The organism is Peptoniphilus sp. BV3C26 (assembly GCF_000478985.1).
Lineage (GTDB): Bacteria > Bacillota > Clostridia > Tissierellales > Peptoniphilaceae > Peptoniphilus_B > Peptoniphilus_B koenoeneniae.
This window is the reverse complement of sequence record NZ_AWXB01000018.1, coordinates 48,095-64,977: the sequence shown is the minus strand read 5'-3', so window position 1 is coordinate 64,977 and position 16,883 is coordinate 48,095. Positions and strand designations below refer to the sequence as shown.

The following is a 16,883-nucleotide window of genomic DNA, read 5'->3' as shown; positions in this document are numbered from 1 at the left end:
TGACCATTTTCGTTAAATGTTATTGTTACTGTTTCTGTTGGTGGTGTTTTTGCTGTCCACTTAGCATAAAGTGTTATACTAGCATTTACTGCTTGTGTAAAATCAAATTTGTTTGTGCATCCAGCTTCTTTATACCAACCACCGAAATCGTGATTAGCATCTGTTGGGTCAGCTGGTGCTGTTGCTACTGTTCCTTTGTTTACAGTTATTGGGCTTGGTGCTGTGCCGTGACCATTTTCGTTAAATGTTATTGTTACTGTTTCTGGTGCTGGTGGTGTTTTTGCTGTCCACTTAGCAAATAGTGTTATATCTCCATTAACAGGTTTAGTGAAATCAAATTTGTTTGTGCATCCAGCTTCTTTATACCAACCGCCGAAATCATAGTCAGTATCTGTTGGAGCTGCTGGTGCTGTTGCTTGCTCGCCTTTGTTTACAGTTAATGGACTTGGTGCTGTGCCGTGTCCATTTGCATTAAAGGTTATTGTTACTGTTTCTGGTGCTGGTGGTGTTTTCTTTGTCCACTTTGCATAAAGTGTTATATTATCATTTACTGCTTTAGTGAAATCAAATTTGTTTGTGCATGCCTCTTCTGTGTACCAACCATCGAAATCGTATTCAGTATCTGTTGGATCACTAGGTTTTTCTACTTTACTACCCTTATCTATTGTTTTTACAATTGTAGCTGGGTCTCCGCCGTGACCGTTTTTATTAAATGTTACTGTAACAACATCTCCATATTTAACATTTAATGTAACACGTAGTGTAGATAAGCTAGGCTTTACATTGTATTCATAAGTCACAGTTGTTGGCTTATCATCGTTTAATTTCAAAGTATTGTCTGTTACAGCTCCCCCTACCCATTTCCTTGAATTACTTGGGTCAAAGTTACCAGGTAGTGAATTAAGATCAAATAATAAAGTACTTTTATCTACTACTATACCGTATACTTGATCATAGCCTTCAAGTTTTGTGACAGCTGCGTTATTCGTCAAGTCTAAGGATGTTAATTGGTTATCGTTACAATTAATTCTATCTAATTTTGTATTCTGACTTAAGTCTAAAGTAGTCAATTGGTTATTGTTACAGTAAAGAGTTTCTAAGTTTTTGTTCTCACTTAAGTCTAAAGTGGTCAATTCGTTATAGGAACAATAAAGTCTTTCTAATTCTGTGTTATTCTTCAAGTCTAATGCTGCCAATTGGTTTCGGCCACAGACAAGAGTTTTTAAGTTTTTGTTATTTTTCAAGTCTAAAGCAGTCAATTCGTTATCCACACAAGAAAGATATTCTAATTTTGTTTTATTCGTCAAGTCTAAAGTAGTCAATTTGTTATGGTCACAGTTAATGTCTGTTAATTCTGTGTTTTTACTTAGGTCTAAAGCAGTCAATTTGTTTATGTCACAGGCAAGAGTTTTTAATTGTGTATTATTACCTAAGTCTAAGGCTGCTAATTGGTTGTCTTTACAATTAATTTTTGTTAATTGTGTATTATTACTTAAGTCTAAAGCAGTCAATTTGTTTTCTTCACAGTTAAGAGTTTTTAAGTTTGTGTTCTGACTTAAGTTTAAAGTCTTCAATTGGTTATTCCAACAAGAAAGATCTTCTAAGTTTGTGGTATTCGTCAAGACTAAATTAGTCAATTGGTTTTGGCTACAGTAAAAAGTTTTTAAATTTGTTTTATTCGTCAAGTCTAAAGTAGTCAATTGGTTTCGGAAACAGTAAAAAGTTTCTAAGTTTGTGTTATTCTTCAAGTCTAAATTAGTCAATTGGTTATCGTGACAGTCAAAAAATTTTAAGTTTGTGTTCTTACTTAAGTCTAATGCAGTCAATTGGTTTTCTGAACAGTTAATGTATGTTAATTCTGTGTTTTTACTTAGGTCTAAAGTCTTCAATTTGTTTTTGTTACATTCAAGATTTGTCAGTTTTGTATTACTTTTGACATCTAGTTCTTTCAATTTGTTTTCAATGCAATAAAGCTCTTTCAATTTAGTAAAGTGTTCAATCCCTTTAAGATTTGTCATTGGTTCACGATCTAAATTAATTATAGTCACTGCATCAAGCTCTGATTTTGACAAGATGCCGTTATTGTCCTTATCTTTTGTCTTTACATATTTCCTAAAATTTTCATCTGGGAAGTTTGCTTCATTAATCGCAACATCTCCCGGCGCTGCCTTAACAGGCGTTATGATGAAGTTCATAAAGATCATCATAATTGCTAGTAGCATTGCCATGGGTCTTTCTCGTTTCTTTTTCATAATTCTCCTCCTTATCTTGTATGGAAATGGATTCTTATCTTTCTACCTTTATCTTATAAAATTATTTTCTTTTCCACATCACCCGAAAGGATGATATTTTGTAAAAATTTATAAATTTTTTATGTTTTTTTGCAAACTTTTAAAATTTTTTGCGTTTTTTAAATTATTCTATTCTTCTACTTTTTTCTTTTCCACATCACCCGAAAGTATGAGATTTGAAAAATAAATACAAAAGCACCCCAAATTTGGAGTGCCTTTGTCCTTCCCAGCTTTTCTAGGAGTATTAATTATGAAAGTGATCAGTTATTTCTATTTTTTCTTTTTTACCGAATAGTCCCACAATTATCTCCTTTCACTTCCTAATCAGTTTACTTTACCTTCTTATTTTCAAAAGTCTCCTTTAGCCTCTTTTTATTTTCTTCGACTTGGTCTAAGATTCCCTTTTCTTTTGCTTTTTTAAGGTATTTGTCCTTGGTTAGATCTAACCTATTGCCCTTTAATTCACTTGAGTTTTCGCCTTTGATATAAGATTCTTCAAGTCCTTTTAGATTTTTTACAAGTTTATCTTCACAAACTAGGTTACTTATTTCGTGCTTGGTTTCTACTTCGTAGTGGTGTCTTTCGTCTGAGTTTCTATACCTTGCGTAGATTGTGAAGAAGAAGACGAATCCTGATACTAGTAGTATCCAGAAGAACTGTCTTGAGTCTTGGAATTGTGTATCGTCAAACATACTCATTTCAGCCACTAGATTCAAGACAAATGCTGCTAGTCCGCCTAAGATTTCCACCAACACTGATACGAAGAATAGTTTCGTAAAGTTTATAGGCACGCTGCCCATGGTTTCCTTGGTCCTTGCGTTTACTGCCACGTAATGAAGGAGGTTCTTGCCATTTTTCTTTTCCATGTAGCTGTAGAGCCACACTGGTAGGTAGGCTGCCTTCCAGGAATCTCCTTTTACTTTGTAGTCTTCGTCCTCCCATCTTACGCCTCTGTCGTATTTTTCCACAGTATCCTTTGCCGCAAGTCTTGCTACATCGGAGCTTTGTGCAAAGACTGCTTCTCTTAGAAAATCGATATTGCTATCTCTCTTCTCTGATGTGTAGCCCTTCATGTAGTTGGCGTTGAACTTCACAGAGTTTTCTGTATCAAAGGGCATGATGGCGTTTATGATGTTTGTAGTTTTGTCCTTGGCTGTGTAATCCAATTTGTCGCTGGATGATTCTATGGATAGATCATCTATAAATATATCGAAATCCCTTTCGATTTTGTAGCTATCTGCATCGTACTCTGTATGTTTGTCGTCCCCTGTGCCGACTTCGTAACTGTCTGTTTCTATTTGACCTTCGCCCCACAGGTGCATGTGGGCGTTAACATCTACAAGCATGTATGGAAGGTAGACTCCACAGATATTCTCTGTGGTAAACTCCCTTGTAAATTTAGGATGGGCGAAAAATTTTCTCTCTTTGACGAATTTTTCTATCTCTTCCCTTGCGTCGCTCCTTGTAACGCTAAATGGAAGTATGACATCTGGCACTGCTCCATTCGGTATGATATTGTTGATAGATAGTGTATTGCGGCACCAGTGACATCTTGCTTGGGTGGTGGTGTTGGTGTCTATGACTACTTCTGCGCCACAGCTTTCGCATTTAACTGTCACCATACTTTCCGCTGCTTCGTCTATGTCTGCTGCTCCACTTCCCATGGTAGTTCCTTCCAATGTACTTATGTCTTGATCTTCTGGTGCGAGCTCTGGTTCGAATTCAGTTCTACAGAAATTACATCTGAGCTTACCGGTCTTGGTGTTGGTCTCTATGTCTGTTGAGCCACACTTAGGACATTTGATCTGACCATCCTTTAAGCCGCTTGTCATATCTATTATTTTTACATCGTCCTTCATAAGATCACCTATAGTCCTAGTAATTCTCTCTTCATCTTGTCAAATTCTTCTTGGGTTATCACTTCTGCGTCGAGAAGTTTCTTCATCTTTATTAGTTTTTCTGTTGGATCTTCTGGTGGTTGGTTTTGTTCTTGGTTTTGGTATCCTTGGTTTTGGTTTATCTGACCGCCGCCAAAATTAGGTTGGTAGGAGTTTCCTACATTTGGTTGTTGAACTCCACCCATCATATTTCCTGCTGCATTCATTCCCATTCCCATAAAGGCCATGTTTGCACCACCGCCATTTTCACCAGCAGACTGCATTCCTCTTGCTACCGCTTGTTGGAAGAATGAATTTCCACGAGATCCAGAAAGTGCATCTGCCTTTTTAACATCTGACATAAGAGCTTTAGTGTCTTCGTCATATTCTATTGCAAGAATTGCAGTTTTTTCTATTTCAAGACCCCTAGTAGATCTCCATTGGTATCCTTCTTCTACAGCACTTGATAAAGACTTAGCAAAACCTATTTGATCTGCCTGAATCTTATTCATACGATTACCCTTGCTTGGATCGTTTGTATAGTTTGAGAAGGCGCAAGAAAGTGATGAAACAACTTCGTTAAATAGTTCTTCTGCTGCCTCGTTATCCATATCTTGAAAGTCAAAGGCTGGAGCATTTGCGACCAAATATTTTTGTGGAACAAAGTTTTTTACAAATAGTAAAGGATCTACAATCTTTAAGGTATAGGTTCCTCTTGTGACTGCCCCAACTTGTGTACCAAAGAAAGCATCGTCCCAATATATTTCACTTTGTGTTCCAAACCTATTTTTTGGTATTTCCTTGAGGTTAACATAAAAGGCCAATTGCTCTGATCCAGCTTGGCCGCCAAATTTAAACTTTTCCCAAGTTGACTTGATTAGTGATGCATTTGGACCATCACCAGCGAAAATACTTTGTGAATTTATATCATCTGATGAAAATATAAAGCCACCAGGTTCATTGATAATTCCTGTAATCAAACCATCTTCTATAGTGATTAGAGCTGTTCCTTCAGGAACAATTATCTTGCTACCATTTGTGATTATGTTGTTGTTGCCCTTGGAATTTTCTCCACGACCATTGTTTTGCCCCTGGGCTTTTGCCGAAAATATTCCTAAAGTTCCTGATTCAAGTGAGCCTGGTCCATAAAAATCTAACCATTGGTCTGCAAAAGTGCCACTTAAACTCCCTGCAAATGCTTTAATAAATCCCATAATATCCTCCGTTAAATTATTAATATTGAAAAAATGTTTTATATGTAATGTTCTTCTAATTTTATTTTTAGAAGCTTAGCTATCTTGAAAGAATAACTATTTTTTTAATTTCAAACACAATATAAAAGTTTGCACTACTTTTCTTTTAAGAAAATGGTTTGACCTTTGATATTGTCAAATGAACAGCTATTACTTTCTATTTTTATTATATTAATTTTTAAAAATTTCCACATCACCCAAAAGTATGATATTTGATAAAAATTTTAAAATTTATCTTACATTAATCTTTTCTATATTTTTGGTTTTTTTAATAAAAATGGCTTTTAAGATTTCTTTTAAAATCCTAAGAGCCTGTTAATTTGATTTTACTTAATTTTATTTTCTTGACAACAATGCTATGCTCTCCACGTGGCTTGAGTGATCAGTAGGAATAACTTTTAATATTTTAGGGAAGCCTTGTATGTGGGAATATGTCCATTCATTACTTTATTATAAACCACTCTAAATATCTTTATAGTTTCCATGCTTACAAATTTTATTTCTGCAGAACCTTAAATGAATAGATCGTTCTGTTATAACATATGAAGAAGAAATTGGAATACGATCAACTAGAGGTTTGGGCATCAGTCATCCAGAAGATATTAAGATTATTTTATCACAAGTTAATTATTTAACCTCACCCAATGGCTATAAAACTTTATTTTTTAGATAATACATCTTCTAATGAGGAAGCAGATGTATATAAAGCTGGGTGTCGTTTTGAAGAAATTTATGCCTTCATGAAATGGATCGTGAATTAAAAGAAGTTGTCTTTCTTCTCTACTCCCTTTTGAGAAACTTCTAAAAACATTCTATGCTTTTCATTTTAACGAAAATTCAAATGGGTCTTAAGAAAAAATGGCTTACCAAAGCAAACAGACTTTAAAATTGTGCGTAAAGAAGATATTATTGAACAATAAAACATCCTTGGAAGACTTTATAAGTTTAGCCTATTTTGCCTAAATTAATTTAATAATTTAAAATATATAAAAAATCTATATCTTACTACCGGCATTCGAATATAAATCTCTAGCAGATAGGAATTATAGCTTTTAAGAAATAATTATAGGTTTATTCTAAATTCAACTTCTATTTTTCATTCAAATTAATTTCTTTTTTCTTAATTCTAAGGCTTAAATCCTTAATATTTTTTTCTATTTTAGATATAATTTTCCTAAAAAACTCATCATCTTGACCTGTTGGATCTTCTAAGTTCCAGTCCTCTGTATATTGATTATCTACAATTGGGCAAACTACATCACATCCCATAGTAATTGATATATCAATATCTGGCAGGTCAGAAATAAGCTTTGAATATTGAGTCTTCTCCATATCAATATTGTATATATCTTTCATTAATCTGACAGCATCTTGATTTATCTGGTTTTTTATTTGCCTTCCAGCTGAATAGGAGTCAAAGACATCTGAAGCATATTTTTTCCCTAGGGCTTCTGCAATTTGGCTCCTACAGCTATTATGCACACATATAAATGCAACTTTTGCTTTTCTCATTTTAATTTATACCATTCTGTTTTAATAATTCTTTCACTTCATCCTTGTTTAAAACTTTGCCATAGGATACAACTTTGCCCTTTACAACTAATGCCGGAGTAGACATAACTCCATAACTTGCGATTTGAGAAAAATCTGTAATATGGTCTATATTTTCTTCAACATTAAGTTCAGCGAGGGCTTCCCTGGCTGATTTTTCTAAAGCAAGGCATTTCGAGCAACCAGAACCTAGTATCTTTATCCCCTTCTCTTTTTTCTTTTCTTCTGCTTTTTCTATATTCTCTGACGAGTAATTTACATCACAACAACTTGTTTCTTTAACTTCCTTATTATTAACAGGTTGGCAATTGCCTCCACAAGTACAATCGTTCTCTCTTTTTTCTTTCTTACCAAATAATCTCATTTTTTCCTCCTTAATCCATACCTATTGTTTTCACAAGAGCATATATTTTTTGTTTTCTACTTAATAATTTCATTTTAAGTTCCCCATTAAATTAAAATAGGGCTAAAAATGTTAAATAAGTATCCTACAGCAATTATCCCAAAAGTACAAATTCCTATGAATAGAAATAAAAGCTTAGGTTTAACTGCTTTTTTTAACATAATCAATGATGGTAGGCTTAGTGTTGTTACTGCCATCATAAAAGATAGGATAGTTCCAAGTTGAGCTCCTTTTGACAATAGGGCTTCTGCTATTGGTATAGTTCCAAAAATATCAGCATACATTGGTACTCCGACGATAGTTGCCAAAACAACTCCAAATGGATTCTTGCTGCCTAAGATACTTTCTACCCAAGTTTGAGGAATCCAATTGTGTATCAATGACCCTATGCCCACGCCTACTAAAATATATGGGAAAACTTTTTTGAAAGTATCACTAACTTGGGTTTTAGAAAAATCAATCCTGTCTTTTACTGTTAAGCTTGGAGAACTAATATCAACTTGACTTGCATTTTTTATAAAATCTTCTACATACCTTTCCATATGCATTCTTTCAATGAAGCTACCACCAGTTACAGCAATAATTAGCCCGAAGACTACATATGCTAGAGCTATTTTGGCTCCAAAGATACTCATAAGTAAAATAAGGCTACCCAAATCAACCATTGGAGAAGATATTAAAAATGAAAAACTCACTCCAATAGGCAAGCCGGCACTTGTAAAGCCCATGAATATTGGGATTGAAGAGCATGAACAAAAAGGTGTTACAGTCCCTAGTAAAGCAGATATGATATTTGCCCCTAATCCATCAAAACGTCCCAGAATTTTTTTACTTCTTTCAGGTGGGAAATAGCTTTGTATATAAGAAATTATAAAAATCAACACGCAAAGTAATATTGTAATTTTTATAACATCATAGATGAAAAATTGCAAGCTTCCTCCAAGTTTTGAAGTCATATCAAGGCCAAGATTTGTTAATACTCCCCCTATCAATTCATTAAGCCATTTCATACCTAGAATTTGATCTTGAATAAAACTCCACATCTCTAACCTCCGTAAACTTTAGATTATTTATTTTCTAAAAACCAGCCTTTTGTATTATTAGCAATATTTACTAAGAATAACATAACTGGTACTTCAGTAAGAACACCTACAGTGCAAGCTAATGCAACTGGTGAACCTATCCCAAATATTGCTATTGCAACAGCTACAGCTAATTCAAAGAAGTTTGAAGCTCCAATCATGCCTGCTGGTGCTGCTATTTCAAAAGGTAAACCTGCTTTTTTGCTTAAGCCATAGGCTATGGCAAAAATTAGAAATGTTTGAAGGATAAGAGGAATAGCTATCAATAAAATATGAAATGGGTTTTCTAAAATTACATTTGCTTGTGAAGAAAATATAATTATTAGAGTCAACAGCAGTCCAAGTGTTGTAAGCCCATCAAATTTACTTAAAAATTGTTTTTCAAAATAATCCTTTCCTCTTTTATCAACTACTATTTTCCTTGTGATGGCACCCCCTAATAATGGAATAGCAACAAATAGAAACACACTAACAAATAATGTGCTATATGGTACTACAACATTAGATACACCTAATAAAAACTTCACTATAGGAACAAAAGCAAGTAAAATGATTAAATCATTTGTGGCTACTTGAACCACAGTGTAAGCAGGGTCACCCTTTGTGAGAGTCGACCACACAAAAACCATAGCAGTGCATGGCGCAGCTCCGAGCAAAACAGCCCCTGCTAAATAATCATTGGCCAAATCATTAGGAATGATATTTTTAAATATAATAAAGAAAAACAAATAAGATATTCCAAACATAGTAAATGGTTTTATTAGCCAATTAACAGCCCATGTTACAAATAAGCCCTTTGGATTCTCTCTAACCCTTTTAATACTTTGAAAATCTACTTTCATCATCATTGGATAAATCATAATCCAAATTAATATTGCTATCGGCACAGATATACCTGCAATTTGCACCTTACCTAAAGCAGATGGGATTATAGGTATATATTTTCCTATAAGTACCCCTACAATCATGCAAAATAATACCCATAAAGTTAGATATTTTTGAAATACATTAATCCCTTTATTCTTATTTTTTTCCATAGTTCTTCTACCTCTATTCTTATTTTTTCCATAGTTCTTCTAACTCTTTTAGCATAGATGCATTCAAATGTTTCTATGTATAGCGAAAAAAATTTACTTATTCCAAATGTGACAAATACATTCCTCTCCGCTATCAAATATTTCCTTTAAGTCGGATTGCATCTCCTTCAGAATCTTCTTATTGGCAATGTAATATATGTTTTTTCCTTCTCTTCTGCTGATAACTAGATTTGCATCCTCTAATCTTTTCATATCATTAGACAGTGTTGGTTGTGTTATATCGAATTTCTCTAATATCTCACAAGCACAAAGTTCATTGCAAGATAACATATCTATAATTTCTAATCGTTTTGGATCACTTAAAACTTTTAATTTTTTTGATGTCTCTATATATTTATTCTTCATGTAAACCTCCTTGGTCTTTTCATATAAAATTATACAAATCATATAGAAAGTTGTCAATGTGTTTTTCCTTTATCTCTTAAAATAATTTTTATTGTTTCCTTTTCACCATCTCAACTTATTTATATCTATAAAAATGTATTATCGCTGTGCATTATCCCTAACTTTATTTTGTAAACTATATTCTCTACTCTTTCTAAGATTATCATCATAAAGATTTCTCCTAGCTGATTTTCCTTCTTGAATTTTTTTAATACCTTCTTCCTCTCGATATTTGCTCCACACTTGTCATTTGCAAGCTAATAATTTTCTTTTTCAAGTTCTTTGACAATGCTTATGATGCTTTTACCATCTAAGTACCAATTAAATATTTTTCTAATGCAATAGTAATATGAGTATATATAAGCTTCCAATTGAAATATTAAGATGCAAGTCTATTTAAAGCAGATATTTGTGCAGTTAAACTGTTTAACTGTTTTTTATCTATCAAGATCTGTCGATCTTAATCCTACATAGATTCCTACTCATTAGATTTGAAATTATTCTATAGATTATTTCAGATTTATTTTGTATTCATATAAAATTCCTTATCTCAATTTAATTATAATATGATTTTCATAATATCCTGATAATTAGTCTGATCCATTCTGTTCATTCCACCTAAAATATTCACAGTGTCTACAGACTCTGTTATAATCTACGCTCAAACTGTTCCAACAAGGTATCTTTTAAATGGAAAAATGGTCTTTAAGATTTCTTCTAAAGATACTAAAAGCCTGTTAATTTGATTTTACTTAATTTTATTTTCTTGACAACAATGCTATGCTCTCCACATGCATTGTCTTTTGCTTGGAAACATATTTCTTTATCCTCGTCATTCTTGTAGGAGCACAATTTATTAATGTCATTGTCTTTGGCATTTTTTCTTTTATCTTTGAAATTATTAGAATTTTGACTATCTTTAACTCCTGTTTTGAAGTAGAATGTCAGGTCATATGGATGGACTGTTCCGTCTTTGTCAATTCTACCCACCACGACTTTATCAACTATGCTTTCAAATACTGTTCTATTAAATTCCTCTATAATTTCTCTGTTTTCTATCACCTTTTTAAATCTTTGACTAAAGATTCATCATTTATTTCTTCTTCAACAATTTTTAAAAAGTCATCTATTATTGTTGAATCTGCATGGCATAATTGCCTATAGATTTCAACAAATGCTTTTTCTATTGCCGCTTCTTGTATTCCCTCCTTTCTTTTGTTTTATAATCCAAGTAGAATCACTAGCCACGCTTCTACTATGGATACGATTGGAATTAGTAAAAATGGCATCAAGATAAAATGTTCCTTAATGGCCAAATGTTTCATCCAATTTCCAAATTCGTAGTCCTCATGTCCTTCTGTGCCTGGTATGACTATCTTGTCCTTGTACTTTCCTTGGAACAAAAGTAGGTCCAATAGAAGGAAATCTCCAAAATTTAATATTATCCACTGAATATAGCTCATCCAGAAAAGATCTCTAAGTCCTCTTATTCCCGTATGTAAAAGAGAGGTCACTCCATATATAAATACGATTCCTGAAATTATAATCGTAAGTATTAAATTTATTCTTTTCTCTTCTTTTGTCATCTTTTCTGGAGCCGAATTTTGTATTTCTTTTGGATAGGAATCGAAGAAAAATCTCGGGTTAATCAGTACAAAAGCTGCCACTGCACCGTTAAAGATTGCAGCCATTGCAATTCCATCTAATATTGCTCTTGTTATATCCATAATATTCTCCTTATTTATTTTCCAAAAATAACTTTAATTTCTCAGCATATTCTTTGGGATGTTCGTGGAGAAATTGTCCGTGGCCCATTCCTTCAAATACTTCTGTTTCCATTTGTGGAAGATACTCTCTTAATATTTTTTCACTTTTCGAAGGGATTGGCTCTTCGCTCCCCCTCCAAAATAGTACTGGATTTGAAAACTTAGTTAAATTTTTTGGAGGCTTATAATGATAGATAAACTTGCAGGCATTTTTAATAGTGGTTTTTGAAATTTGCGGATAGGCCATTTCTATTACGCTTAGATTATCCTTGCCCATAATCTTATCTAATAAAAATTTAGGTATTGGCTTTTTGTTTTTGATCCTACTTGTACCAATGATAAAAGCACAGGTAAAAGGTCTTGCCATCAAGCCCAACTCGGCAGTAATCGCCCCATCTAAGAGGACTCTCGATGTAGAAATGTTTCCTCTTCCAATTAATTCAACAGCTATAGTTGCTCCCATAGAAAAACCGCATATGCCATAGACACTCCCGCCCATTTCATTTAATATGTAACTTTCTATGGAATCTATGGTTTCCTCCATTGAAGTTAAATCTTTTGGGTTAGTACCATAATGTCCGTCCAATTGGCAGAAAATTACAAAATAATCTTGCAAATAAGGCAGAAGGGGTTTGAAACATTGGTCTGCAGTAGAGGCAAGTCCATGAATAAATAATATTGACTTCTTATTTCTATTTCCGTAGCTAATAAATTTCATTTAATTCCCCATTATTTAATTTTTTTCGAAAGCAAGTAAAAATATCCTCTCTAATAAAAAATTTATCTATTACTCTTTATCTCCCACAATGAAGTAATCACAGTAATCTCCTCCCTTGGCCTAGGATAAAAGCTGCAAGACTTGCAAATATTAATTTCTTTAGCAAGCTTTCAGGAACCCAGTTTTTGTAGTCAGCTTTTATTTTCTTGTCATCAATAAAATTTTCTTGTTTCATAAATTTTCTCCTGTAAATAATTCATTTTATTAATTCATATTAGTACATTGCATTAATAAGGTTAGGTAGTAAATAAAATATATTAAGTTAAACCAGCCTCCGCGAATGATCATATGTAGTCCCTTTGGCAATCTCTCAGCAAGAGGAGTGAGAATCAAAAGAAATATAGGTGTAAAATGTGATAAGCTCCACCAAGTATGATTCCAAAAGTTTTTATTAAAAATACAAACCATCCAAGATTTAAATACTTTTACTGTATGGCTAAAACAATATGGAAAAATCCAATACAATATATAAAGGCAGATATTGGCCCTAAAAGACCACCAAGGTATAATCTTTTTGTGCTAACATTTTTCATTATTCCAATATTATATTTATAGTGTCCTTGCCATCATAATCCTTTGGATCATAATATAGGGTCATGTCTCCCAAAAACATCAAAAATGAACCAAAAAGACCTATTAAGATACATTTGTATAAAGTCACAATTAAACACCTTCTTTCCATTAGATGATATTAGTTCTCGCTTTAATTATAACATGTAGCACTGATTCCTTTCAATTATATGATTTGCTGCGTTAAACTAAGAAAAAAGTTAAAGGCAGTCCGAAGACTGCCGTATTTTTATCATATTGGAATAATCCATACCACTTGTAGGTTCGTCGAAATAGACAAATGGAGAATCCTTGCATATAACAGATGCTATTGCAAGTCTTTGCTTCTGTCCTCCTAATAAATAAACTCTTCTGCCATTTTTGTCTTTTCTATTAAATTCCTATAAACTTTTGATTTTTGTAAAAGCTCTCCATGTTTGCCTTGGCTTTCTACTTTTCCGTTTTCAAGAACTACTATCTTGTCTGCATTTTCTATGGATTTCATCCTATGTGAAATGATTACAACAGTTTTATCTTTAATTAAATTATTTAAAGACTCTTGAATTTTTTTCTCGTTGTCAACATCAAGGCTTGCTGCTATCTCATCTAAAATCAATATCGGTGCATCTTTTAAGAAGGCTCTGGCTATTGATAACCTTTGTCTTTCCCCGCCTGATAACTCTGCACCATTTTCACCAATAAGTGTATCGAAACCCTTATCCATTCTTTCTATAAAATCTGTGCAGTTTGCAAGTTTTGCTGCTCTTTTAACTTCTTCGTCACTTGCATCTTGCTTTCCGATTCTAATATTTTCCATAACGCTTTGATTAAAGAGAACCACATCTTGGAAAACTATTGAGACCTTGTCAAAAAGTGATTCTGTTGATATTTCTTTTATATCTTTGCCATCGATTAAGATTTGTCCCTCATCATAATCATAAAGTCTTGATATAAGTTTCAAGATAGTTGTTTTGCCGCAGCCACTTGCTCCAACTAAAGCAGTGACCTCTCCCTGCTTAGCTTTAAAGTTTACGCCATTTAAAACTTTTGTGTCTTTATTGTAGGCAAATTCAACGTCTTTTAGATCAATATCAAATTTTTTCAAATTATAGTCCTCGCCTTCTTGTAAATCTTGATTTTGAATTTCTTTTAGTCTTTCAATTTTAGGCGATAAATAAAATATCTCCATCATTCCCTCTTTAGATGCATCAAGAGCGTCTTTTATCTTCATAGCCGCTAGTAAATATCCTACAAGGTAGAGGGCGCTTATCTCTTTATTAATAATTAGATTTACGCCAACAAATATCACAACAGCAAGGGAAATAAAGCTAAAAATTGATGAAAGTGACATAATTAAAATAAGTCCTATCTCTGTCTTTAAGTGCACTTTTTCACTTTTATCCATTTTTTCATACAGCTTTTCTTTCATTTCTTCTGATAAGCCATAGGCTTTGATCTCCATTTGCATCTCGATATTTTCTTGAAAGCTTTCTGAGTTTTCTCTTAAGACGTCATAATATCTTTTTTGTCCCTTAACCTGATGTTTTTTAGATAGTGGTATAAATATAAAGCTTAATATAGTTGGAATAATTACAGCTAAACCCATCTTCACATTGCTCACTATCATCATGATAGATATTAGTGGGAAGAAGAGTGCCATACCGCCCACTTTTGGTATTGCGTGGCTCATTGCATGCTCTATTCCTTCAATGTCAGCCATGATTGTTTGGGCTAGGTCTGAAATATCATGTTTAGAAAAGTATGATAGAGGTAGTTTTGATAAATTCTCCGCTGTTCTTATTCTTAAGTCTGCACTTTCTTGATAGGTTGTGCTATATAATTTATCGTATTCGACTGAAAGCAAAATATACATTGCTATCAAGGTCAAGGCTGAGAATACTATATAAAATCCCTTGCTTCTACCAATATTTTCCAAAACTTCCTGAGCAAAAATCATTAGTAATATGGCAGGAAGCATGTTTATACAATAAACGAAAAATGAAGCCAGTGTTGCTTTACTTAGATTTCCTGCTCCTTTATCTGTAAGAGCAAATCTTTTTTTATAAAACTCCTTCATTTGAAACCCTCCATTCATTCGCACTGTTAAAGAGTTCTTGCAATCTCTTATACTTTGTATCACTTGACATTAATTCTTTGTCAGAGCCTCTTTCTATAATTTTTCCACTATCCATTACAATAACTTCATCAAGGTCTTTAATTGTAGATAGCCTGTGTGCAATCATGATAACTGTTTTATCCTTCATCAGATTTTTAAAAGCTTTTTGTAGTTCATACTCGTTATCTGGGTCAATAGATGCTGAAGCTTCATCCATAATAATAATTTTAGAATCCTTTAAAATTGCTCTAGCAATTGCAATCCTTTGTTTTTCTCCACCGGATAAATAAACTCCTTTTGAACCTATGATAGTATTTTCTCTTTCTGGGAATTTGTCTAATATCAAATCGCATCCTGCTAATTTTAAAGCTCTCATAACATCATCTTTTGTCGCTTCTTTATTAGCTAAAGCAACATTATCATAAATGCTCTTCTTAAATAATTTTGAATCTTGAAAAACAAAAGAGATAGCTTTAATTAAGGCTTGGTCAGAATATTCACTTATTGGTATTCCGCCTATCTTTATGCTTCCTTCGTTAACATTGTAAAAACCTGATATAAGTTTTGCTACTGTTGATTTACCTGATCCAGATGAACCGACAAGTGCATAGGACTTTCCCTCTTCTAATTTAAAAGATAAATTTTCAATGACAGCTTTATCGTTATAAGCAAAGCTAACATTCTCAAATTCTATATTATAGTTTTTAAAATTATTGACATTGCCATGCACTAATTTGTCTTTTTGCATATCTTCGTATAGTGCCTCTAAAGTATCTACTGCATAATTGCCTTGAGAAATATACATGGAGTACCACATCATTCTCATAAATGAAACAAAGAGAACGCCTGATAAAAATAAAGTCATGATAAGCTCTAGTAAAATTATCTTGGCACTGCCTAAGATAGCCATAAAATAAACTATAGGAATAATTAAAATTGCAATCATTCCAAAAAATAACCATTGATACAAAACATAAGGTTTTTTACAAGATAGGGAATAATCATAAGCATACTTTGAATAATCTTTTATCGCCTTGTAAAAGCTTTTAAATGACTCGACATTTGCTCTAAATATTTTTACAACTTGCATTCCTCTTACGTATTCAACAGTTTCAGCACTTAGGTTAGATAGGGCTTCTTGGTATATCTTCATAAATTCTTGCTCGCCCATCATTGCACCTAAAATTAAGCCACCGATTATGGTAAGAGCAAGCAAAGTTATGCCAACTCTTATACTTACTATAAAGCCAAGCACAAGTACAAGTACGGGTGTAACTATTGCCTGAGAACTATCGGGAATCATGTGTGCTACAACCTGATGAGTTTGCGCGGCGTTGTCATCTATGATCTTTCTTATTTGACCAGATGGATTCAAGTCAAAAAACCTAAAACTTGCTTTCTCTAAGCCGTCTATCCCCCTTTTTCTTAAATTTGTTTCAAGCCTAAAACCTAGTATGTGAGAACATGTTCCTGAAACAGAATAAAATATTGCTCCACTTGTTAGTGTGATGACAGATTTTAATGCTAAGCTCTCTGCACCAGATAAATCTGAATTAATTATTAAATTATCCAGAAATTTGTAGATTAAATAAAATCCATATACCGTAAGTACAGCAGATATAGCAGAAAAAACTATAGCTAAAAAGCCGAGATATTTTTTATCTTCCACATAAGCAAACAGTTTTTTATAAATCTTCATAATAATAATATCTCCTTTCTTTGTTATTCCTATTAGA

At 33.1% G+C, this 16,883-nt stretch carries 14 protein-coding genes and 3 pseudogenes; all 17 read right to left on the bottom strand.

The window, feature by feature from the left end:
* Positions 1–2,252 (bottom strand): InlB B-repeat-containing protein (locus HMPREF1253_RS09585; RefSeq protein ID WP_023055139.1); only part of this gene is annotated, 2,252 nt, incomplete at its 3' end.
* 368 nt (positions 2,253–2,620) lie between these two features.
* A complete protein-coding gene (locus tag HMPREF1253_RS02310) occupies positions 2,621–4,150 on the bottom strand; it encodes a TFIIB-type zinc ribbon-containing protein (protein WP_023055111.1) in 1,530 nt (509 codons plus the stop codon).
* Between the two features lie 8 nt (positions 4,151–4,158).
* The gene (locus tag HMPREF1253_RS02305; protein WP_023055119.1) at positions 4,159–5,382 is read right to left on the bottom strand and encodes an SPFH domain-containing protein; all 1,224 of its coding nucleotides are present in this window, start codon (positions 5,380–5,382) and stop codon (positions 4,159–4,161) included.
* 1,128 nt (positions 5,383–6,510) lie between these two features.
* Positions 6,511–6,933: an arsenate reductase ArsC gene (locus HMPREF1253_RS02300; RefSeq protein ID WP_023055094.1), complete on the bottom strand. Its 423-nt coding sequence runs from the start codon at positions 6,931–6,933 to the stop codon at positions 6,511–6,513.
* 1 nt (position 6,934) lies between these two features.
* Positions 6,935–7,336 (bottom strand): thioredoxin family protein, encoded by a 402-nt coding sequence (locus tag HMPREF1253_RS02295; protein WP_023055096.1) that lies wholly within the window; start codon positions 7,334–7,336, stop codon positions 6,935–6,937.
* An 86-nt stretch (positions 7,337–7,422) separates the two neighbouring features.
* On the bottom strand, positions 7,423–8,418 hold the full coding sequence (locus tag HMPREF1253_RS02290; protein ID WP_023055146.1) for a permease: 996 nt from the start codon (positions 8,416–8,418) through the stop codon (positions 7,423–7,425).
* 23 nt (positions 8,419–8,441) lie between these two features.
* On the bottom strand, positions 8,442–9,494 hold the full coding sequence (arsB, locus tag HMPREF1253_RS02285) for an ACR3 family arsenite efflux transporter (protein ID WP_023055107.1): 1,053 nt from the start codon (positions 9,492–9,494) through the stop codon (positions 8,442–8,444).
* 93 nt (positions 9,495–9,587) lie between these two features.
* Positions 9,588–9,899 (bottom strand): metalloregulator ArsR/SmtB family transcription factor, encoded by a 312-nt coding sequence (locus tag HMPREF1253_RS02280; protein ID WP_023055127.1) that lies wholly within the window; start codon positions 9,897–9,899, stop codon positions 9,588–9,590.
* 296 nt (positions 9,900–10,195) lie between these two features.
* A complete protein-coding gene (locus HMPREF1253_RS10700; protein ID WP_162146340.1) occupies positions 10,196–10,309 on the bottom strand; it encodes a recombinase family protein in 114 nt (37 codons plus the stop codon).
* A gap of 355 nt (positions 10,310–10,664) precedes the next feature.
* Positions 10,665–11,146: pseudogene (locus HMPREF1253_RS02275) on the bottom strand (recombinase family protein); the annotation flags it as partial.
* Between the two features lie 12 nt (positions 11,147–11,158).
* The gene (locus HMPREF1253_RS02270) at positions 11,159–11,665 is read right to left on the bottom strand and encodes a hypothetical protein (protein ID WP_023055129.1); all 507 of its coding nucleotides are present in this window, start codon (positions 11,663–11,665) and stop codon (positions 11,159–11,161) included.
* Positions 11,666–11,675: 10 nt separating this feature from the next.
* Positions 11,676–12,422, bottom strand: coding sequence for a carboxylesterase (locus HMPREF1253_RS02265; RefSeq protein ID WP_023055134.1), 747 nt, complete (start codon positions 12,420–12,422; stop codon positions 11,676–11,678).
* Positions 12,423–12,543: 121 nt separating this feature from the next.
* Positions 12,544–12,657: pseudogene (locus HMPREF1253_RS10060) on the bottom strand (SAM-dependent methyltransferase); the annotation flags it as partial.
* A 357-nt stretch (positions 12,658–13,014) separates the two neighbouring features.
* Positions 13,015–13,143, bottom strand: a complete 129-nt coding sequence (locus tag HMPREF1253_RS10695; RefSeq protein WP_023055092.1) for a hypothetical protein — start codon at positions 13,141–13,143, stop codon at positions 13,015–13,017.
* A 127-nt stretch (positions 13,144–13,270) separates the two neighbouring features.
* Positions 13,271–13,393 (bottom strand): annotated as a pseudogene (locus tag HMPREF1253_RS10690) (ATP-binding cassette domain-containing protein); the annotation flags it as partial.
* The gene (locus HMPREF1253_RS02255) at positions 13,387–15,108 is read right to left on the bottom strand and encodes an ABC transporter ATP-binding protein (RefSeq protein ID WP_023055148.1); all 1,722 of its coding nucleotides are present in this window, start codon (positions 15,106–15,108) and stop codon (positions 13,387–13,389) included. The pseudogene HMPREF1253_RS10690 and the gene HMPREF1253_RS02255, both read right to left, overlap by 7 nt.
* Complete coding sequence (locus HMPREF1253_RS02250) at positions 15,092–16,846, bottom strand: ABC transporter ATP-binding protein (protein ID WP_023055097.1); 1,755 nt, start codon at positions 16,844–16,846, stop codon at positions 15,092–15,094. The genes HMPREF1253_RS02255 and HMPREF1253_RS02250 overlap by 17 nt, the downstream gene beginning before the upstream one ends.
* Positions 16,847–16,883 lie beyond the last annotated feature (37 nt).